Source organism: Chryseobacterium gleum, from assembly GCF_900636535.1.
GTDB classification, from domain to species: Bacteria; Bacteroidota; Bacteroidia; order Flavobacteriales; family Weeksellaceae; genus Chryseobacterium; species Chryseobacterium gleum.
In genome coordinates, this window is the sequence record NZ_LR134289.1 from 4,345,407 (window position 1) to 4,366,061 (window position 20,655).

General features: G+C 33.3%; 16 protein-coding genes and 1 tRNA gene. 8 read left to right on the forward strand and 9 right to left on the reverse strand.

What is annotated here, in order from left to right:
- Positions 1-21 precede the first annotated feature (21 nt).
- The 4 genes from EL165_RS19770 to rbfA all read right to left on the reverse strand — a co-directional run bounded on the left by EL165_RS19770 (position 22) and on the right by rbfA (position 4,260).
- On the reverse strand, positions 22-759 hold the full coding sequence (locus EL165_RS19770; protein ID WP_002983524.1) for a shikimate dehydrogenase family protein: 738 nt from the start codon (positions 757-759) through the stop codon (positions 22-24).
- A 62-nt stretch (positions 760-821) separates the two neighbouring features.
- The gene (locus tag EL165_RS19775) at positions 822-2,612 is read right to left on the reverse strand and encodes an endonuclease (RefSeq protein WP_002983522.1); all 1,791 of its coding nucleotides are present in this window, start codon (positions 2,610-2,612) and stop codon (positions 822-824) included.
- Between the two features lie 79 nt (positions 2,613-2,691).
- Positions 2,692-3,897 (reverse strand): ABC transporter permease, encoded by a 1,206-nt coding sequence (locus EL165_RS19780; protein ID WP_002983520.1) that lies wholly within the window; start codon positions 3,895-3,897, stop codon positions 2,692-2,694.
- Positions 3,898-3,900: 3 nt separating this feature from the next.
- The gene (gene rbfA, locus EL165_RS19785; RefSeq protein WP_002983518.1) at positions 3,901-4,260 is read right to left on the reverse strand and encodes a 30S ribosome-binding factor RbfA; all 360 of its coding nucleotides are present in this window, start codon (positions 4,258-4,260) and stop codon (positions 3,901-3,903) included.
- 93 nt (positions 4,261-4,353) lie between these two features.
- Between rbfA and mce the strand changes: the two genes are divergently transcribed.
- Together mce and EL165_RS19795 are read left to right on the forward strand one after the other, a co-directional pair.
- Positions 4,354-4,752: a methylmalonyl-CoA epimerase gene (mce, locus tag EL165_RS19790; RefSeq protein WP_002983516.1), complete on the forward strand. Its 399-nt coding sequence runs from the start codon at positions 4,354-4,356 to the stop codon at positions 4,750-4,752.
- A gap of 62 nt (positions 4,753-4,814) precedes the next feature.
- Positions 4,815-4,888, forward strand: a tRNA-Ile gene (locus EL165_RS19795).
- Between the two features lie 59 nt (positions 4,889-4,947).
- Here EL165_RS19795 and EL165_RS19800 read toward each other — a convergent pair.
- The 5 genes from EL165_RS19800 to EL165_RS19815 form a co-directional block, all read right to left on the reverse strand.
- Positions 4,948-5,799, reverse strand: a complete 852-nt coding sequence (locus EL165_RS19800) for a thiopeptide-type bacteriocin biosynthesis protein (protein ID WP_002983514.1) — start codon at positions 5,797-5,799, stop codon at positions 4,948-4,950.
- Between the two features lie 5 nt (positions 5,800-5,804).
- Complete coding sequence (locus EL165_RS19805) at positions 5,805-8,000, reverse strand: lantibiotic dehydratase family protein (protein WP_002983512.1); 2,196 nt, start codon at positions 7,998-8,000, stop codon at positions 5,805-5,807.
- On the reverse strand, positions 8,000-10,225 hold the full coding sequence (locus EL165_RS19810) for a CocE/NonD family hydrolase (protein ID WP_002983510.1): 2,226 nt from the start codon (positions 10,223-10,225) through the stop codon (positions 8,000-8,002). The genes EL165_RS19805 and EL165_RS19810 overlap by 1 nt, the downstream gene beginning before the upstream one ends.
- Positions 10,226-10,282: 57 nt before the next feature.
- Positions 10,283-10,453, reverse strand: coding sequence for a hypothetical protein (locus tag EL165_RS25910; RefSeq protein WP_164720342.1), 171 nt, complete (start codon positions 10,451-10,453; stop codon positions 10,283-10,285).
- Between the two features lie 148 nt (positions 10,454-10,601).
- The gene (locus tag EL165_RS19815) at positions 10,602-12,332 is read right to left on the reverse strand and encodes a helix-turn-helix domain-containing protein (RefSeq protein ID WP_002983507.1); all 1,731 of its coding nucleotides are present in this window, start codon (positions 12,330-12,332) and stop codon (positions 10,602-10,604) included.
- Positions 12,333-12,542: 210 nt separating this feature from the next.
- Here EL165_RS19815 and EL165_RS19820 point away from each other — a divergent pair, with 210 nt between their 5' ends.
- The 6 genes from EL165_RS19820 (at position 12,543) to EL165_RS19855 (ending at position 20,569) form a co-directional block, all read left to right on the forward strand.
- Entirely contained in the window at positions 12,543-14,669 is a 2,127-nt protein-coding gene (locus EL165_RS19820; RefSeq protein WP_002983506.1) for an outer membrane beta-barrel family protein, read from the forward strand.
- 51 nt (positions 14,670-14,720) lie between these two features.
- Entirely contained in the window at positions 14,721-14,912 is a 192-nt protein-coding gene (locus EL165_RS19825; RefSeq protein WP_126358679.1) for an ecotin, read from the forward strand.
- A gap of 628 nt (positions 14,913-15,540) precedes the next feature.
- Positions 15,541-15,741, forward strand: coding sequence for a hypothetical protein (locus tag EL165_RS19835; RefSeq protein ID WP_002983500.1), 201 nt, complete (start codon positions 15,541-15,543; stop codon positions 15,739-15,741).
- Between the two features lie 348 nt (positions 15,742-16,089).
- The gene (locus EL165_RS19845) at positions 16,090-17,445 is read left to right on the forward strand and encodes a radical SAM/SPASM domain-containing protein (RefSeq protein WP_002983497.1); all 1,356 of its coding nucleotides are present in this window, start codon (positions 16,090-16,092) and stop codon (positions 17,443-17,445) included.
- 10 nt (positions 17,446-17,455) lie between these two features.
- On the forward strand, positions 17,456-18,373 hold the full coding sequence (locus tag EL165_RS19850) for a hypothetical protein (RefSeq protein WP_002983495.1): 918 nt from the start codon (positions 17,456-17,458) through the stop codon (positions 18,371-18,373).
- Positions 18,374-18,382: 9 nt separating this feature from the next.
- Positions 18,383-20,569, forward strand: coding sequence for a peptidase domain-containing ABC transporter (locus tag EL165_RS19855; RefSeq protein ID WP_041462070.1), 2,187 nt, complete (start codon positions 18,383-18,385; stop codon positions 20,567-20,569).
- Positions 20,570-20,655: the final 86 nt, after the last annotated feature.

The following is a 20,655-nucleotide window of genomic DNA, read 5'->3' on the forward strand; positions in this document are numbered from 1 at the left end:
CAATTAAAGCACTAATTTATGTTATTTTTTTTGAAAATTCCAAATTTCCCAGGCTTTTTCTGCTTGCTGTTCAAGCATATAATACCCATTTACTGTTTTTGCTCCTTTTTCAGAGGCATTGAGGATGAATTGGGTGTAGTTGGGATTGTAAATCAGATCAATAACCAGATGATCTGACGAAAGTCCGTCAAAAGGAAAGTTGAGACAGTCTTTAACATTTGGAAAGGTGCCTACCGGCGTACATTGAACAATAATTTTATGTTCTGAAACTGTTTCCTTATCAAGGTTTTCAAAATTGATTTCTGTACTTCTGGAAATAGTTATTGAAGGAATATTGTGTTTATCAAGTGCATACTTGACTGCTTTTGCGGCTCCTCCGTTTCCTAAGATGAGTGCTTTATCCTGTGAAGGTTTTTTGTGTAAAAGAAGTGTCTTTTCAAAACCGAAAGCATCCGTATTATAGCCTGTCTTTTTACCATCATGAATAAGAACACAGTTAACAGCGCCTATTTTTTCGGCTTCATCACTTAATTCATCAAGAAAATCAATTATTTTTTCTTTATAAGGAATGGTAACATTAAATCCTAACAGCTCCGGAGAAGCAAAAAGATTTTCTACTTCATTGATTTCGTTCAGATCAAAAATGTCGTAGGAAAAGTTCTTCAGCATGAGCTTCTGGAACTTATTTTCGAAGAATTTTTTAGAAAAGGAATAAGAAATATTTCGTCCTATTAATCCTAATTTTTTGTTGGAATCCATATATCAAAAATAAAAAAAAGACCGGATAAATCCGGCCTTTGGTTTTAAATATTTTTTAATAATTAATCTACAATAAATTTAGTAGAGAAACTGTCTGTTTTCAGGATGTAAGTTCCTTTTACCATACCTTTAAGGTTAATCTTGTTTGAATGTCTGAAAGGATTAGCAATTGTTTCAATTAATTTTCCAGAAAGGTCATAGATGTCAGCTTTTGAAATTTTGCTGAGATTTTCTCCTTTTACGGATAATTCATTATTTCTTACCGGGTTAGGGTAAACTGTGAATTCTGATTTACCTTTTTGGTTTTCAGCAGTAGCTAACGTACTACCGAAACATGTCCAACTCAGATCATCCATAGCAACTCTGTCGCTACTGTTTGGGTTTACGATTTTAATCGTTACATCACCGCTTACATTTACATTGATGGTAGTCGTTGTTACGGTACTGCTGTATGGGATGGTTCCTACTGTAACATCATTTATCAATACGTTGAGGTTACCATTGTTACCGTTGTATTTTCTCTGTGTGGTCAATGTCAGAGACTGAACACCGCCTGAAATAACAGAACTTGTTAAAGATCCTTTAGTACAAACAGCTTTACCATTAATGGTTTCGTCGGTTCTTGCCGAAGTGGCTGTCCAAGTGATATTATTGTTTGTCCATGTTCTTGTGGCATATGAAGACGGTGAAGATGAGCCATCCAGCATGGTGCTGAAATCTTCCGTTCCGCAGCTTCCGCCTCCTGCAGGTCCGTCAAGAGTTGTCTCTGTAGCTGTTGTACTTTGTGGAGATGAATTTCCTGCTGCATCTTTAGCAATTACATAGAATGTATATTGGGTAAGCGGAGATAATCCTGAAATTACAGTAGAGGTAGTTGTGCCTGATACGGTAGCTTTTAGGGCACCGTTTGCATAAACAAGATAAGATGCTATTCCTATGTTATCCGTAGCAGCCGTCCAGCTTACGGTGATAGAGTTTGAAGTAGGATTGTTGGCTACAACGTTTGTTGCGGCCGTAGGAGCCTGTGTATCAATAACCGGAGTTCCCCAGATCTGAGTAACATATTCAGGGTGATCAATGAAAGGGTTTCTGTTTCCCTGATACGTATAAGATGCATTATTTCTTGCAATTTCTTCTGGAGATACAGGATCCATAGCATTCCATGCTAAATACTGGTTAAGTGCCCATGGCTGCAGTCCAGGGTATGCTGTGTTGGCAAGCATGTCTCCAGTAGAGAAATTGGGAAGGTTGTCTTCATATCTTGTCACAAAATAAAGGATCATTCTGGCAATATCACCTTTAAATGCATCAATTGGCTCAAATACTGTTCCCGAATATCCCGGAGATACCGATGTTCCTAATTTTGATCCGTTTTTAGATAAGAAAGAAATGTTACCAACTACTCCGTACGGATAATTTGATCTCATTCCGTTTACTTTTCCATCGGTAGGACGGATAAAGTGTATGTCAGCGACCATAGGAGAAGCACTGTTGAATAAACTTTGTGGAATAACATGTTCTCTGTTATAGCATTGCCCTTCTGTAGAGTATGTTCCACACTGGTTAGTTCCTAATGTATAGCTGTATTGATCAGGTCCATTGGGATTTTCAGAATAAATATCCAGAATGGTTCCGTCATTTTCGTAAAAATAATCACGGTCAGTTGTTGCATAGCCTGTCCATAAACCGCCATAGCCATGATCTACATGTCCATTGCTGATAATGTTTTTAAGAGCTGTTTTAAGAGCAGCACCTGTTAATCCTGGCGATTGATTATAATATCCTGCCGGAGCCTGTGCCAAAGCGCTTATGAAAGTCACGCTTACAAGAAAAAAAGATAAAATTTGTTTCATTTTTTAAAATTGGGGCGTAAAGGTACGAAAAAATGAAACTGAAGTATATTAATTGTATGTAATATATGAAGTTAATATATTAGTTTTTAGTAATATATTCTTTGCTGATTTTTGAAAATAACCATGAAATTGCAATTCCGAACAGGGAAGCTGTGAGTGCTACGATAAGATAATTTTTGCCTACAATTTTTACCGGGAACGGCAATACCTCATTAGCTCTGAAGAATTCTGTATAAAGCTGGAAGTAGCAAAGTGCTGTTCCAAGAATCAATCCTGTAATTACGCCGGAAACAACAATAAGGAGTCCGGTATAGAAATAGGTCATTCTTAAATGACTTAAAGGGAAGCCCAGTGATATCAATGATTTTGCCTGCTCTTTTTTATCAAGTTGAAGGATAATAATTGCTCCGGCAAGATTAAAGGTGGTAATAAAGATAACCAGTGCAAAGATCAGGTAAATAAAAAGTTTTTCAGTATTGATCATTTTCCAGAAAGCAGCATTTTCTTCTTCCTTGGTTTTGATCTCAATATTTTTTCCGATTGAAGAAAGCAAGCTTTGTTTTACGGCATCTGCATTTTCCGGATTTTTCAGTTTAATAACAATCTGATAAGCTGATTTTTTGGGAAGGCTAAGTAGCTCTTCTGCAAGTTCGATGGGAGAGATAATGTAATTGTCCAGCTGATCTTTCCCAGGGAAAACTCCTGTTACCAGAATATCTCTTTTATTATAAATGTCTTCTTCCTTACTGATGATCCCCGTACCCGGTTTGGGCATAAAGATGGTTGCATAATGATTGGAGGAATCTACAGGAATTGAAAGTCTGTTATCCAGGCTGTTTTCCATCAATACCTCATTAGAATATTTGAAACTCGGATAAGTTCCGTAGAATACTTCTTTATTAATAGGATTTACGTTGACATAAGCAGAATCAACACCTCTTAAATAGGCAATATCACCTTTTCCATTGAAGCTGATGTATACTTTTTCTTCAATAACACGGGAGAAACTGCTGATCTCTTTATTCTTACTCAGAATCCGAGTAACATTATCCAGATTTTTGATCGTTTTTCCCGAAGTGCTTTTTAAAGTAAGATCTGCATGCAGATTTGAAATAAGATCCTTGTTCAGGTCTTCAAGTCCTGAAAAGACGGAAATAATGACGAACATTGCAGCCACAGCAACCGTCATGGCACCCACAGCCAGCCACGTAATGAACGTAACGGCAGTACTTCCCTTTTTAGCCAAAAGGTATCTGGATGCTATGTAAAATGCAATATTCTTCAAGATCTATAAAACAGGATTGTCGCCTTCGCCTCTTAATTCTCTTTCCAGTCTTTCAACATCATCAAGAGCGGTATCCAGGTAAAAGTTAAGCTGTGGAATAATACGCACCTGCTTTGCCATCTTCTGGCCAATAAAGTTTCTGTATTGAGGCTTGTTTTCTTCAATTTCCTTCATTACAGCAGTACGGAATTCCTGTGGGAAAATGCTTAAATAAATCTTGGCAATTCCTAAGTCAGCAGTTACTTTTACATCTGAAACAGATACCAATATGCTCTGTTTGCTTTCTGCAGCCTGTTTGCGGAAAAGCTCCGCGAAGTCTTCCTGAATGATCTGTGCTACTTTTCTTTGTCTGTTACTTTCCATAATTTCTGCAAATTTAGTACTTTTGTTTGAATTGATACTTTGAAATTCGACTGTAGTATCAAATTTACGATTTAATTATATTGATTACTATTTATGAAGCTAGAACATATTGGTATTGCCGTAAAATCTTTAGGCGTTTCTGATGAACTTTTTGCGAAATTATTAGGGAAAGAATCCTATAAAAAAGAAACTGTGGAAAGGGAAGGTGTTGTGACTTCTTTTTATGAGACAGGAGAAAGTAAAATCGAGCTTCTGGAAGCCAGTAATCCTGAAAGCCCAATCTCAAAATTTATTGACAAAAAAGGGGAAGGGATCCATCATCTGGCTTTTGGAGTTGAAAATATCCTGGAGGAAGTAGAAAGATTAAAAAAAGAAGGATTTCAGTTTATCTCCGAAGAACCGAAAGAAGGTGCTGATAACAAATTAGTTGTATTCCTTCATCCAAAGTCTACCAACGGCGTACTCGTAGAACTTTGCCAAGAAAAGCGATAAAAAATTTTGTAGTGAAAGAAATTTTACTATTTTTGCAAACACAAAATTTAACCAAGTTTTGAGGTCCTATAGCTCAGTTGGTTAGAGCACCTGACTCATAATCAGGTGGTCCCTGGTTCGAGCCCAGGTGGGACCACAGAAAATCAACCGCTTACAGAAATGTGAGCGGTTTTTTATTTTTTACAATATTCAAATTTATTTTTTCAGAGAATGACCTCTATTGGTTTTATAAAAGCGGAATAAGTGATCATAAATTACCATTTCAAATAGTCTTTGATGGGAAGTAAACAACCGGTTAATATGCATATGAAAAATGCTTTTCAAGAAATCTTTTAGTTTTATTTCTAATAAATCATCTTTTTCCAATTTTGAAAATTCTTCAGGCTTTAATGCAATTTCAGTGATATTACTTTTTATTAAATTTCTGATTTCTTCATATTCCTCAGAGGTAATAAATTCAAAGTAATGAGGATAAAACTCATTATACTTTTTCTTTAACTGATTATTTAAGTTCTTATCTGCATTGAATTCTGATTTGAAAGCATTTTCAGAACGCTTTGCGAACTCTATTTTCTCTTCAGGAGATAGGTTGAATGCTGATAAAATTTGATTTATGTAAAATAAAGAAGTAATGATCTTTTCTTCATCACTGTATTCCAGAAAGTTTAAAATCAATTGGCTGCTTTTAAAAAAGAGGTCTTCAGCGTATTCTATCGTGTTTTCACCATAACGCTCAAGTTCTCTTGAGTAGGTATCCATAATGATAGAAGCGACTTCTCCCGATTCCAGATAGTCCTTAAATAAGGAATTGATCATTCCCAGGATCATACTACAGGCAGTTATATTTTTAAGGTTTAATCTTATTCTCAGGTGGGGTTTAGGATCGTTATATCGTATAAAAAACCATTGATCAATAAGGTTTTGAATTTGTAATTGTTCAACTAATGGTTCTATAACTTCCTGTAAAATAGTATCTGAAGTTTTGATCCCGGTGTAAACTTTGAAATAAAGCCATTCACTGCCCGGATGAAATTTTCTGGTTATCATCTTATTTATAGATCTTTATAAAGAGAGAAAACGAATTGATGAATATAATCTGACTGATCATTATACAGGAACTCCTCAATAAAAATTAGTTTCTCATTTTTTACGGATGATAAAAACATTTGAATTAAATCGTAATTTTTCAGGTTGACCGCCAGTGTATTATCTCCTTTTACCCACTGTATCCATTGTGGAATTTGTTTTAATTCTCTCCACTCTTCAATATTTTGAAACAGAAGATCTCTTTTACCAGATTGAAGAATGGAATCAAAATAATGAATTTGTTCTGGATCAATTTTCCACTGTGCTTTAGACAGAATTATATTTTGATATTCAATTCTTGGAAGGAAGTCATAAATTTGGGATAATCCCCCCCAGCTAAATGATAAATAAGGTTTTACATTCTGATTATTATAATCGCATAAAAAATGGTAGACAGGTAAAGAGTTGTTTAAATAATTATGGGCATTCGTAAGATGAGGAATAATTTCTTTATTGTGCTTCTTTGACCTTAGAAATAACTGGCTATTCTTTATGGACAGGTACAAGTCTTCCACAAAAATTTGATTGTCTTTTTCTAATGCAGAGCTCGCCAGATAAGGAATTTCATATTCTCTTATAGAAGGTCTTCTGATCACATTTCCAATTCTGGATTCGGGTAAGTGTACAATTTCTGCTAAAATTTTGTCCGGATTAAGTTCCTGTTCTTTTTCAGCAATGGCTTTCACCAAATCTTTTATAGATGATTTTTCTGAACAGAATCTGCCCAATAATTTTCCGGCATTTCCACCGGCAGATTTTAAAAATAATTTTTCCTGCTGATTTTCTGAAATGATTTCGGCCATAACAGACAATGTATCTGGCAGTTGATTCCACTGTTCCTCAAAACCATTAAAATCATCATCAGTTAAATGTATTACATGATCTTTATTCCAATAAGCTTTTTGTAATTTCCGATTGAGAATAATGTGTACCGGATTAAGATTTACCCGAATTTCTTTTTTCTGATTAGAATAGGGCAGGATTAAATCTTCAATATAAGGATGAACCCCTTTGGCCGGAATATCTTGTAAATAGCCAATTCCTATTTCCGGATCTAAAGCATAAGATAATGGAACTTCTTCGTTTTCAAATCTTTCATAAAAGGCTTTTTTGAATTTTTCTAAAGCAGATTCTTTGTAAGGAACAGCAATTTTATTCAGAAAAGAGATTCCTTTCTTCAGTTCTTTTTTCCATTGATAGGATAAATTTGTTTCATCTTCAAAATAAAGATCTGTCTGAAAAAGATATTTCTTTTCATATTGTACATTCAGCTTTTTGATGAGTTCCTCAATTTCAGAATATGCTTCTGCCGTATTTCCAAAATGTAAATCAAGTTCACTGATCTTGTTTTTAATAGCCACTAAAATATCTTTTTCCTGATATCTGCCAATTTTGTTTAGCATGTAAATTAATCGTTCCAGAAAATCTCCTCCCGAAACTGTAGGATTAATTTCACTTATCAAAACCTGATTTCCGATAAGCTCATCAATAAATTCCCGGGCTTCTTCAAAAGATATATCTTCATGAACGAGAAAGGTGGCAAGCTGGTCAATTGTTTTACCTGTTTCTGAAAATTGTAGTATAAGTTCCAACTCTTTGGAAAATGGAGCGGAAGAAATGATGTAATCTCTTTTTCCTCCTGTATTTTCATATTCTACAAAGCGAATTTTATTTCCAACCTTATGAATACTGTTGTTAGGAAAAAAAGAGATACTGTTTTTAATGGCCGGAATTAAAAGAATCTGCTCTGATAGTGCCACTAAAAAATGCATATCCAGCTTTGTATCTCTTACTTTTGTAGGCTCTGAGAATATCGGAAATAGAGTCTCTTTTTCAAATTTTCCTGTACTTACTCCTGAAAATAAACCAAATGGGGTACAGCGGGTACTTGAGCGGTTATAATATTTAAATAATGAAATCTTTGTTTTTTCATTTGGTAAATTAGACGTTGTATGTTCACGATCCGTCAATTTCTCTATCTCATCATATAAGGAAAGAGAAGCTAAATAAATGGCTTCTCTAAAAATTGTATGGTTGCAATATTTTTCTAAAGATCCATTGGTGATGTTTTCACCAGAGAAATGATCCTGAAATTCTTTGTAGGAAAAAATTGGAGATCTGACAACAAATGTGTCAAAAAACTGAAATGGAAAACGTGGCATTAATTAAGTGAAATAGGAATTTCTATAAAACTGTTATTGTAAAATTTTATTTCCACAGGAACTGCAGCATCCTTGATGGTTTCTTCGCTCACATCTTTTCCGGTTCCATAGTTGATCTGCATAAGCGGATTTTTTATAACTCCCAGGACCAAGACAAGTGTACTGCCTTTTTCTATTTTTTTGCTTACAAATTCATTATTGACAGCAGCTATATCCGTTTGTTTATTTTCACGCAGCAATTTTCTTTTCTCTGAGCTTTTAGCATAGCTTGCTCTTCCATAATAGGTGGATAACAGAAAATATTTACCTTCTTTGGTCTTTTCATAAAGTTTCATATATACATCAACATCTTTTTTATTAACAGATAATTTCAGATTACCCACAAAATTTCCTGTAAATTCCACTGGTTTTTCAAATGGCTCTGATGAAAATACAACAGCGTCTGGACTGTAAATTTTACTATCGAGCACGTTATCTTTTTGCTTAAAAAGCTCATCTGCATTGGTACGGTCTTTTAAATCTACCGTAAGTGGTGTGAAGTCTTTATCTCTATCTTTTGTTAGAGAAAGCTGATGTTGGTTTGTGATATAGAATTTTAATTTATTTTTATCAAAATCATCAATGCTGGAGGTACTTTTCCATTCATTGGTTCCCATTACCTGATAATTAATTTTATCTTTTAAGAAAGTTGGTTTTAATTTACCCTTCAGAATATAATCAAACCATTCCATTGTTATATTTGTGATATCCATATTGGCCACAGAATCAATTGTATATCCTTTTAGGTTATTTTTAATATACCCCTGGGATCCTGAATGATCATAAGGTCCGATAATCAAATAATGATTGGCGCTTTTGTTGTATTTATGGTGATTTTTGAAATAGTATAAGGCTCCCAGCTGATCAGAATCATAATATCCCGTAATAGTTAAAACCGGGATGTTGATATTAGAATATTCCTTTTTGTAAGGTATCATTTTCTGCCAATAGCTGTCAAATGCCGGATGCTTTAACCAGCGCTGAAATATTATATTTTTTTTACCTGCAATAGAATCCAACTTGTTAAATGCCTCACCACCTTCATACCATTTTTTAAAAACAGAATTCCAATGATCTTCATCTTTGAAGCCTGCATCAAGCATTTTATTATTGGTAACATAGTTAATCCAACGAAGAGAATAAGAGGCAAAAATGTTATTATTCATAGGGAAATCTACTACGCCAATTCCTACAGAAGCCTGTGGAATAATAGTTTTTAGAGCTGGATGAAAATTTTTAGCGGCTGCCCATTGGCTGAAACCCAGATAACTGCCTCCAACCATTCCTACTTTGCCATTGCTCCAGGACTGTTTCGTAATCCAGTCAATGACCTTATTAATATCTTCCTGCTCATGTTCAAAAGGTTCTATGGCAGCGTTACTCGCATATTTTCCTCTGGGATATATGTAAACAGAATGATAACCATAGCTTGCTTGTACTTTTTGATCATTGGCATCTTCTGCATCAGGATAGATGGAATTGACCAGGATGGTAGATTCCGGAGTAGCAATTTTTTTATTTAAAACAACTCTTATACTTATATTATTATTGATTAATAAACTGTCTTTTACCTCAAAGTTCCTGGAGTCGAGCTCTTTTAAATAATTTTTAGCGATATCAAATGTAGGTCCTGTTATATATGAGTTATAACTTCTGCATAGCTGTAAAGCTTTTTTCAGATCTATGCTGTCTTTGTTCTCAAAATCATTTTTAAGAGTAGCCAGAATTTCCTTTTTTGTTTTCTCGGTATCACCATTGAAATAACGTGGAAGAATGATCTGTGTTTTTATAGGAAGACTTTCATATTTTTTCAGAAATTCTTCTTTATATTTTTCCTGAAAATTTTTGTATGAATTTTTATTTTTTTGAGCATTTATGTAAATTTCATACTGTGTTCCCATAGCGTATGAAATAATAGGATTACTTGTTCTGTAAACACTGCGTACTGAATCAAGTTGACTTAAAGCAGTATCATAGTTTTGTGCTGCCATACTCACTCTGAAAAGATTATCATACTTTACCGCCTTGTCTTTTTCTTTATAATTCTTTTGTATTTCAGAATTTAAATAAGAAATTAAAGGCTGCAGTTTTTCAATATTGTATTCATTAAAATGTTTAATACTTATTTTCTGAGAAAAAGAAATATTGAATGTAAGGAAAAATGATAGGGTTAACAGGTACTTCATAAAAATAAAAAATCAGTAATTTTTCTCAAAATTACTGATAAAATGTTAAAATAGTCATTAATTTTTTACTGTCACATCCAGAGTATCTAATGTTTTGTCTAAGACCGTATCATTACCATCATTCAAAAGCATTTGATCACCTCCTCCGGAGCTAATCCCTCCTTTTATTTTAGACATTTGAACTTTGTTTAGGGATAATCTTTTTTCTGTTTTTTTAATTTTTTTCACTGCTAAAGTAGTTTTAAGATTTTTAAATAAATTGAAGTACAAAGGAAATTCTATTCCTGTAAATAAAGAATTTATATATACCGAAATTGATAAATTTCGGTGAGATTTACATGTAAAATATTAATTTTCAGCATTTTGTAATTTTGTTTTAATTGAGTGCTTTTATATAATAAGAAGGAAGTGTTCCTGTTATTTTTTTGAAGGCATTCGTGAAAGACTCAGCATTGTTGTAGCCAATATCATCAGCAATAGCAGCAATGGTATGCTTTCTTATTTTTTCGTTAGATTTTAATTCTTCAACAATATAGTTGATCCTAAGCTCGTTCAGATATTGGGAAAAGTTTTTACCCTTTAATTCATTGACTAGTTTTGAGAGATAATCTCTGTTAGTATCAAATTCTTTTGACAGAGAATCTAAAGTAATGTTTTTATTTAGAAAACTATTAGTCTTTTCAAACTGTTCTATTTTATCAATGAGTATTTTAAATTTTGGATTAGAAGAAAGGTCACTTTTCGTAGCTTTTTCCTTTCTTTCAATGGTAATGGAAGGATTATCTGTAATGGGAGTTTCAGTCTTTTGCTCTTTTTCCAGCACAGGGGTACTCAAAGGTTTTTCTGATAATACTTTTGCCTGCTTTTCGTATTCTTTTATTTTCTTCCTATTTTTCCTGATTACAAATATGAAAGCTAAAGTAATCAGAAGCAAACACGCTATCAGCCAGGCATTCTGATGGTTCAGTCTTTCAATTACACTTACCTTTTCTTTCATAAGCAAAGGGGTGTCATATTTTTTCAGAATTTCTTTTGAAAGATTTTTTCGGTTCACAGCTATTATACTGTCACTATACATCAGGTTGTCAATGTATTTTAGCTGGTTTTTTAAATCGCCTTTCTTTTTATAAAAGTCTATCAGAATTTCATATCCCTCTCTTTTTATAGGTTCAAAACTGTTAAAGGTAAAAGAAATTGAATCTGCCTTTTTAAAAAATTCTATAGCTTCGTTTTCACTGCGGGTTGCATATTTTATTTTTCCCAGATAGTAATATAATACTCCCAGATTACTATAATCTTTATTTGTTATCAATCCTTTTTCTACTTCCAGCAGGATTTTATAAGACAGCGAATAATCTTTTACATAAAAGAGGCTAATCCCTTTTATCATAAGCAGATAGCTGTAATAAGAATAATTATTGTATTTCTTACATTCTGTAAGCCCCAGATCTGCAAATTCAATACCTTTTTTATAGTCCTTACATTTGGTATAAATATTAGCTAAAGAAAAAATAGAAGCAATATAGTTTTTAGCATCTACATTGTTGTTTTTTATTTTATCTTTTTCATACTTATAGTATTTCAAAAAGAGAGGGAGTGCTTCCTGATATTCTTCTGTAGCTGTTTTTAGGATGGCAATAAGCTTGTTTATATAAAAAAACTGTTCTTTATTGTCAGCCCTGTTGTGATTAATAGCTATAGTATATTTATCTAAAGCTTCTTTGTATTTCCCTTCATTGTTGAATAAAATACCTTTTAATATATAAGATTTTGCCGGGTAATCGTAGTTATTAACGTTTTTTGAGGCAGAGATGAGTGAGTCTGCAAAGGGATGCCCGTTTTCATTCTTCAGATTTTTTACCCGCGCTATATTATAATATCCATCAAACAGGATGTCCCTATTATTTTCTTTCTTTCCTTTTAATAGAATGTAATTGGCTAAAAGCTCAGCTTTATCGTTGTCAACCTGGAATACTTTATTGTAAGCATCATTAATATACTTATAACTTTTATTCTTTAACGAGTCTGGAATTTTTATTCCCTTTATGCTTTGAGAAAAGAAAAAAACAGGGAAAACGGTTAAAAAAATTAAATGAAACTTCTTCATATTTCTAAATACACTGCAAATTTATGAATTATCATCGGATTTTTATCATGGAAGTATAAATGGTTGTTTATCAGTTGTGTATTGATCTCTTTTAATCGTGAATTTGTAAATTTTTGGAAAAAGATATACCGATATTGATCAATCTCGGATTACTAATCTTGTAGACCTTAGGTATAATCATGATGTTTGCATCAGAAATATTGAAAGTAAATGAGGAAAATAGTAATATGTGTAAGTGTTTTGCTTCCGTTGTTTGGTTTCTCTCAAGAGAAGAAAGATTCCATTAAAACAGTTATAGAAAAACAAATTGCAGAAATAAAAGTGAATGGTAAAAAACCTTTTTTTGAACAAAAGGATGACCGTTTTGTTTTTAATGTTGAAAATAGCGATTTGGTTGTAGGAAATCACATATCTGAAGTTCTCTCTCAAACACCATTGTTAAAAGTAGATGATAATAAAATAACTCTTCTGGGAACAAACGCCTCTGTTTACATCAATGACAGAAAATCAATTCTTAAAGGCAAAGACTTAATACAATATCTTAATGCTATGCCGGCTTCTAATCTGGTAAAGATAGAGCTGATTACCAATCCTTCCTCAAAATATGATCTGGAGGATGCCATGATTATTAATCTGAAGCTGAAGAAGCTGGAAACAGATGGACTGAAAGGAAGTTTTACCATTACAGATAAACAAAACAGAAAAAACAGCCAGCAGACGAATATTGCTTTAAATTATCATAAAAACAGATTTTCAAATAATACCATGTTGTTTTTTGAAAATAATAATGACCTGCAAAGAAACAGTATTGATAACTATAGCTCAAAATTCAGCAGAAATCAGATTATAGGAAGTACGCTGGTTAAAGAAACCAACTTTGGAGGAAATACAGGTTTTGATTATGAGCTTAATGAAAGAAGCAGCATAGGAGGTATTCTGGAATATTATCACAAAACACCGGAATCTTCCCTTGAAAACAGGAATATCTATTATGATACTACAGGAGGAATTTTTGAAAACAGAACGGTAAATACACAAAATGATAAGCTGAACCTTTTCGGAGGAAATATTTATTACAGTTTTAATGATGATAAAAAATCCAAGCGATTGGATATCAACTTTGATTATTATACCCATCACAGAGATAATACGACAGAGTTTTTTAATTTGACAAACCCATATTCTAATTTAATATATAATGATTATCAGAAGGACAATTATACGGTAAGAGTAGATTACTCCAAAACTTTAGAAAAACTAAAGATTAGTCTTGAAGCGGGAGGAAAGCTTAATTGGCTTTCTACGGATAACCCTTATGCTTATTACAACGCAGATGGTACATTGAATACCCTATTTTCTAATAATTTCACGTATCATGAAAATATAAACGCGTTATATACTAATATTAAGAAAAAAATCTTTTCTGTGTTGGATGTCAACTTAGGGTTGCGTTATGAAAACACAAATATCAACGCAAAACAAAATACAGTTAGCGAGAACTTTTCCAGAAGTTACAACAATATTGTACCCAGCATCAACCTTTCTTATATGATCAATAAGAACAACAGAGTTTCTCTGGGATACAGAACTGCATTATGGAGACCTTATGTAGATGATTTGAACCCGTTTATTTATAAGAATAATGAAACCTGGTGGGAAACCGGAAATCCTGACCTTAATGTGGCAAAGATGTATTTATTCAATGCGAGCTACAGTATAAAAAGAACCTGGGTGTTTGTAAGTAATTTCGGAATTGTAAAAAATCCTATTCTTCCTTATACAGAGGTTGTAGATAATGTTTCCATTACAAGACCCAAAAACTTTGAAGGTAATGTAAAACGTCTTTATGTGGGATTGAACTATAATAAACCATTGTTTGAAAACAAATGGATGTTCAATCTGTCTACAGGAATGTATTATATCAATAATGCAGATATCTATGATGTTCATCCTAGTTCTTGGTATAATAACTCTTCCGTTACAATTAGTGGAAATAATCTTTGGAATAAAGGCTGGAACATAAGCTATAACTTTGGTTACACCTCTCCATATACATTAGTTAATAAGAAAAACGGTTATTTTATCAATAATCAGCTTGAGGTTTCAAAGAGTTATAAAGATTTTAAGTTCAAGCTTTCTGTAAAAGATCTGTTGAATCTTTCAAACTCCCGTAATACACTATATAATAATGACGGATATATTGAAACTCTTTCGCAATCCAATTTAAGATCCATATCAATCAGCATATCCAAAACATTTGGAAACAACAAAGTAAAAAAGGTGAATACCGGAGATATAGACAAGGGGAGAACTCAAAATGAAAACCCCCGGCTGTAATCCTGTTTTTTTACTACAAAATTAATACACTAAGAATAAAAACTAGTAACCATGAAAAACAAAAAACTTGTGGAGTTATCCAAAAAGATAACCCTTGGTAAGATCAAAAAATTAGAAAAACAAGAAGTTTTAACAATCTACGCAGGAAAGGATATTACTGGAGATTGCTATGGACATCCTGATTGTAATTCATACTGTGGTCCGTTTATCTGCTCGACGAATGATTGTTGGAGCTTTTCATAAAAATTTTTACTGAGCCTTCTCTGAAGCCAGAACTTTTCAGCAAACTATTAACCATGAAAACTTATTGTAGTGAAGAACAAAAAATTACATGAATTATCCAAAAAAATAACGCAAAACAAGTTATTAGGAGCTGATGCCCACTCAATAAGAACTATTACTGGGGGAAACGTATCTCTCGAATTATTACCCAATGAATGCGGCCTTGAAAACGAATGCTGGGGATATGGGGGTACTGCCGGCGATTGTTCCAAGAACGAGTGTTGGTATTTTATGACAAAAGAAAATTAGTTCTTTAAAATCATAATCTATTAGGCTTGATTAATTTTTATAGAGTTAAGATTCGTAATAAACATAAAAAACTTACTTCTATGAAAAACAAAAAGCTTAAAATGATTTCTCAGAAAATCACAAATGTCAAAATGAAAAAACTGCAAAAAGAGGGCCTTGTATTTATTACCGGTGGCTTACTCGCTTACCATTGTAGCCAATGTACCTGTAGTTGGTGCAGGCCGGATCTGCACGTAGATCCTAATTGCTGGAGCTTTTCATAAAGAAATTTGTATTCTGTATAGTCCTGTGTGGAATTAAAACTGTTCAGGAGAATTATTAACCATGAAAATTTATTGTCATGAAAAACAAAAAATTGTTTGAATTGTCTAAAAAAATTACTGAAAACAAGCTACAGGGAATGAGCGAGAATTCAGTAAAGACAATCAAAGGAGGTAGACTTCCTTTGGAATTAGCAGCAGACTGTACAAGTCAGAACAGCTGCTGGGGATTCGGAGGTACAGCTACTTGCAGTGGTAACAGCTGCTGGAGTTATAACTAATAGAACTCTGATTCCACAAACTTATGTTCTGCAGGGTCTTGTGTGGAATTAAAACTTTACAAGAGAAAAAATTAACCTAAGATTTATTGTGATGAAAAACAAAAAATTGTTTGAATTGTCTAAAAAAATCACTGAAAACAAGCTACAGGGAATGAGCGAAAGTTCAGTAAAGACAATCAAAGGAGGTAAGTTACCTTTAGAACTAGCGGCAACGTGCACAAGTCAGAATGACTGCTGGGGATTCGGAGGTACACAAACTTGCAGTGGTAACGAATGTTGGAGTTACAACTAAAGTAAAAAGTAGAGTAGCATTCGTGCTACTCTATTTAATAGTAAAATAAAATAATTATGAAATACAAATTATCAAGATATATCCATACCATAGAAAACGAGGAAATTTTAGATGATCATGTCATTCTTTTTTCTACCCGTTCCGGAACATCCATTGAAGTGAAAAAAGGGTTATATGAAAAAATATGTAATCTTGAAACCACTCAGATTCCCGAAGAAATTTTTATCAACCTGATAAAAAATGAATTTTATGTACCTGAGTTTGAAGATGAGTTAAGAGAAATCCTTTCAGACAACATCATGTCTGTAGATCATCAGGATCTGAAAACACTTTCTTATGTGATTCAGCCTTCAGGAAACTGCCAGCTGGGATGTCACTATTGCGGCCAGCTGCATACTAACAAAAGTATGTCAAAAGAAGTTTTAGATCTTACATACGACAGAATCATTACTAAAATGGAAAGTTTGTCAAACGATCTGGAACATTTGAGTATTACATGGTATGGAGGAGAGCCGTTAACAGGTCTTTCGGCTATCTCTAATTTATCCACCCGTTTAATCAGCCTTTGTGAAGAGAAAAATTTAAAATATTCTTCAAGAATTATTACAAATGCTTTAAGCCTTAAATATTCTCTTTTTGAAAAACTGGTAAAAAATTACAGGGTTACAGAATATCAGATCACCATTGACGGAACTCAGGAATTCCATGATAAGAGAAGATATCTGAAAAATGGGTCTAACAGTTTTGATATTATCATTAAAAATATCAAAGAAATTGTTAATTCCGAATTATATCAAAAAGAAGCAAGTTTCAATATCAGATGTAATGTGGATAAAGAAAACAGCTACAATGTGATAGATTTTATTGATTATCTGGAAGCAGAAGGAATTCTTCAGCATGTAAGTTTCTATCTTGCTCCTATCCACGATTGGGGTGATAACAAAGCTACTATTAAAGGCGTGTCAAAAGAAGAATTTGCTGAGCTTGAAATAGAAGTTTATATGAAGCTTCTGCAATCAAAAGCGAAATTTAAAACACAGATTATTCCTGAAAGAGTTACTAAACCTTGTATGGTAGTAAGCCAGACCTCAGAAGTATTTGACGCTTTTGGAAATGTCTCCACATGTTGGGAAATTCCGTACACTCCAAAATATGATAACTCTGAGTTTTATGCCGGAAACATTGTGAAAGATAAAGATGTAGACAGCAAAAATGTTGTCATGAGAAACTGGTTTAATGAAATACCGGACAACAACTCATGGTGCAAAAGCTGTAAATTCCTTCCTCTGTGTGGTGGAGCATGTCCGAAAAACTGGTATGATAATATCCCGGCGTGTCCTTCTTTCAAATTTAATATTGACGACAGAATTCTTCTTCAAAGATATATTAATGAACAAGCTGTGCTTTCTTAATAGATGATGTATGGAAACAATAATTTTAGACAAAATAAAAACAGTAGAATTCAGGGAATATGAGGTGAAAAAGCCAAGACATATTTTCGAAAATCTGATTGAAGAATTTAGAAAAGATATTCCGGAAGATATCCAGGCAGGATTGTTTTACTATATGAATCTGTCTGAAAAATCACTTTCTGCTTTTCGTACAGGCAATACCACCCTAGGAAATTACCTTTATTCAAAAATGCAAAGTATGAATACATATTTCATAGAGCCTATTCATCAGGGGATGATAAGCTTAGACTATGCTTTGCTTGCGTATAAAAATTACGTGGAAAATGATTTTGTACTGGCAGAGGAAAATATTGACAGGGCTATTGAAAGTGCTTTAGTTCAGAGTAATACGTTTCCTTATTTTGCCATAATTATTGGAGAACAATCACTTAATAAAATCAGAATTTTTGCACGTACTCAAAATGAAGAGCGGTACAAGACAGAAGTTGTGAAGATATTGGCTTTTTTCATGTTTAACCAACATGAAAATGAGAGCTGCAAAAATCTGGCTGAAGATCTTCCCCTTATTGATAAGCAGGGGATGCTAAAACATATTATAAACAACTCTTATATCGCCATTCTTAAATCTTCGCAGAATGAGAAAAAAACAAGACTGATATTTCAGCAGATCTTTAACACCCTGCTAAAGCAAAATGAATTTTCAGGCGATCAGGAAAATTTACTGATAGCCATGCGCTGTATCGACAAAATTGGAGATGAAGATTTTTTAGATTATCTGAATGAGAATTTTTCTCATATCAAAAGTTCTCCACAAAAATTAGTAAAAATTATAATAGAAAATTATTTAGATAAAATATCCAATAACCAGCAATTAGTTAATGACGAAGAATTTACTAAAAAGCTAAAAACACTAGGCATAACAATTTAACTTATTATTGTGTTCAACAAATTTCCTTTTTATTCCCAAATAGAACAGATGGATTGCGGTCCGGTTTGCCTTAAGATTATTCTAAAATATTACGGCAAAGATTGTGATCTGGTATATCTGAGAAACCTTACTGAAGTTACCCGATCCGGGGTTACTCTGGCAGATATTAATGATGCCGGTAAAAAGCTGTATTTTCATACAACTCCTTTTAAGGTTCCTTTGTCTACACTGAACGAGGATGTTCATTTACCCTGCATTTTACATTGGGAGCAGGAGCATTTTGTTGTACTCTATAAAATCAAAAATAATTTTTATTATATCTCAGATCCCAAATATGGCAGACTAAAGCTTAAAAAAGAGCAGTTTGTAAAGCTTTGGATTTCGTCCACAGATAATGAAGGGATTGGACTACAATTAATCCCGAAAGAAGAGTTTGTTGAGTTTAAACCTCCTTTTGAACAGCAGGATTTAAAAATTTTCAAAAGCTATATTCGTTCAGTTTTAGAAAAACAAAATTTCAAAATTGGACTGCTGATTTTTTTAATTACGATAAGTTCCGTTATTTCCTATATCTTTCCTCAGCTGATTCAGAAGATGTTTGACGAAGGAATGAAGTCGAAAGAAGGAAAAGTGATCATTGGAATTTTTGGATTTCAGATGCTTTTGTATGGTGGACAGATACTCATCAATATCCTTCAGAATTTTGTAGGAGTACACTTTAGCTCACAGGTAAGCATTAAAATGCTGAATGACTTGCTGCAGAAAACAGTCAGACTTCCGGTCTCTTTTTTCGAAAACAGATTATATACAGACCTATTACAGAAAATAGAAGAACAGTCAAAAATAGAACAGTTATTAACCAGGCAATTGCTATCGAATATTTTATCAGTTTTTTTATTGATTGTACTTATAATAAGGCTTTTAATATATAACCAGTATATCGCATTGGGGTTTCTGGGAATTGCGGTTTTTTCCACTATATGGATTTATTTGTTTCATAATAAAAGAAGGATTATAGATTATTATGCCTTTAAATTAAATTCAGAAAGCAAAAATCATCTTGTTGAGATGATTACCGGGATGGTTTCCGTTAAAATTAGTAATGCTCATATTTCAAGGATATCAAAGTGGGAAGAGCTGCAGAAAAAGATATATAAAACCAAAGTAAAAAGTCTTATCTTGGATATTTATCAAACCAATGTTACCAGCATTATTAAACAGTTATTTATATTTTCAACTACCTTTTTTTGCGTGTATTGGGTATCACTTGGGAAAATGACGGTTGGTGAGATGCTGAGTATAGGATATATTATAGGTATTGCTTCCGCACCCATAGAAAATCTGGTCGCGTTTTTCCGCTCATTTCAGGATTCAAGTTTAGTGTATAAAAGAGTTCAGGAAATTCTACAGCAAACCGATGAAAACCTCAATTTAAAAGAGGGAAATCAGGCTTTGCTGAGTAAGGATATTAGTTTAAATAATGTATGGTTCAAATATCCGGGGGGACATCAGCCCTATGTTTTAAAAAATATCAATTTTAAAATTCCTAACGGGAAAGTTCTTGCCATAGTTGGAGAAAGTGGGAGTGGAAAAACCACATTATCCAAACTTCTTCTGGGATTTTATCCTTCTTCAGAAGGAGATCTGAACATCGGGCAAGAAGAGCTGTTTCAGATCAATCATGATTGGTGGAGAAGCAATTGTGGAGTTGTTCTTCAGGACTCATACATATTCAGCGGAACCATAAGGGAGAATATTTCCATGCAGGAAGACGCAGATGAAAAATTATTGATCAGTGCCTGTAAATTAGCCAATATATACGAAATGATTCAAAGTCTTCCTTTAGGATTTGACACTAAAATAGGAGCCGCAGGAGATGATTTGAGCGGAGGACAGAAACAACGTATTCTTATTGCAAGGGCTGTATACAAAAATCCGGATTTTATTTTCTTTGATGAAGCTACTTCTGCACTGGATGCAGAAAATGAAAAAATTATACATGATAATTTACAGGAGTTTTTTAAAGGAAGAACCGTTGTTATCATTGCACACCGTTTATCCACAGTAAAAAGTGCAGACAATATCATTGTTTTGAAAAAGGGCGAAGTTGTAGAGCAGGGTAACCACCAGGAATTAGTATCCAAAAAAGGAGAATATTTTAATTTGGTCAGAAACCAGCTGGAATTAGGAGAATAAAAGAAGACCTTAAATAATATATTTGATGAAAACAAAGTTTCTTCTATGGAACTTGTTGAAAAAGGAAGCCGGAAAGGTTTCCTTTT

What these genes read in the sequence shown, in the direction of transcription:
- EL165_RS19800 (WP_002983514.1), bottom strand. Translation starts at nt 5,799, where the DNA reads ATGATAACCAGAAAATTTCATCCGGGCAGTGAATGGCTTTATTTCAAA.
- EL165_RS19820 (WP_002983506.1), top strand. Translation starts at nt 12,543, where the DNA reads ATGAGGAAAATAGTAATATGTGTAAGTGTTTTGCTTCCGTTGTTTGGT.
- EL165_RS19810 (WP_002983510.1), bottom strand. Translation starts at nt 10,225, where the DNA reads ATGAAGTACCTGTTAACCCTATCATTTTTCCTTACATTCAATATTTCT.
- EL165_RS19825 (WP_126358679.1), top strand. Translation starts at nt 14,721, where the DNA reads ATGAAAAACAAAAAACTTGTGGAGTTATCCAAAAAGATAACCCTTGGT.
- EL165_RS19775 (WP_002983522.1), bottom strand. Translation starts at nt 2,612, where the DNA reads ATGAAACAAATTTTATCTTTTTTTCTTGTAAGCGTGACTTTCATAAGC.
- rbfA (WP_002983518.1), bottom strand. Translation starts at nt 4,260, where the DNA reads ATGGAAAGTAACAGACAAAGAAAAGTAGCACAGATCATTCAGGAAGAC.
- EL165_RS19815 (WP_002983507.1), bottom strand. Translation starts at nt 12,332, where the DNA reads ATGAAGAAGTTTCATTTAATTTTTTTAACCGTTTTCCCTGTTTTTTTC.
- EL165_RS19845 (WP_002983497.1), top strand. Translation starts at nt 16,090, where the DNA reads ATGAAATACAAATTATCAAGATATATCCATACCATAGAAAACGAGGAA.
- mce (WP_002983516.1), top strand. Translation starts at nt 4,354, where the DNA reads ATGAAGCTAGAACATATTGGTATTGCCGTAAAATCTTTAGGCGTTTCT.
- EL165_RS19770 (WP_002983524.1), bottom strand. Translation starts at nt 759, where the DNA reads ATGGATTCCAACAAAAAATTAGGATTAATAGGACGAAATATTTCTTAT.
- EL165_RS19805 (WP_002983512.1), bottom strand. Translation starts at nt 8,000, where the DNA reads ATGCCACGTTTTCCATTTCAGTTTTTTGACACATTTGTTGTCAGATCT.
- EL165_RS19850 (WP_002983495.1), top strand. Translation starts at nt 17,456, where the DNA reads ATGGAAACAATAATTTTAGACAAAATAAAAACAGTAGAATTCAGGGAA.
- EL165_RS19835 (WP_002983500.1), top strand. Translation starts at nt 15,541, where the DNA reads ATGAAAAACAAAAAATTGTTTGAATTGTCTAAAAAAATTACTGAAAAC.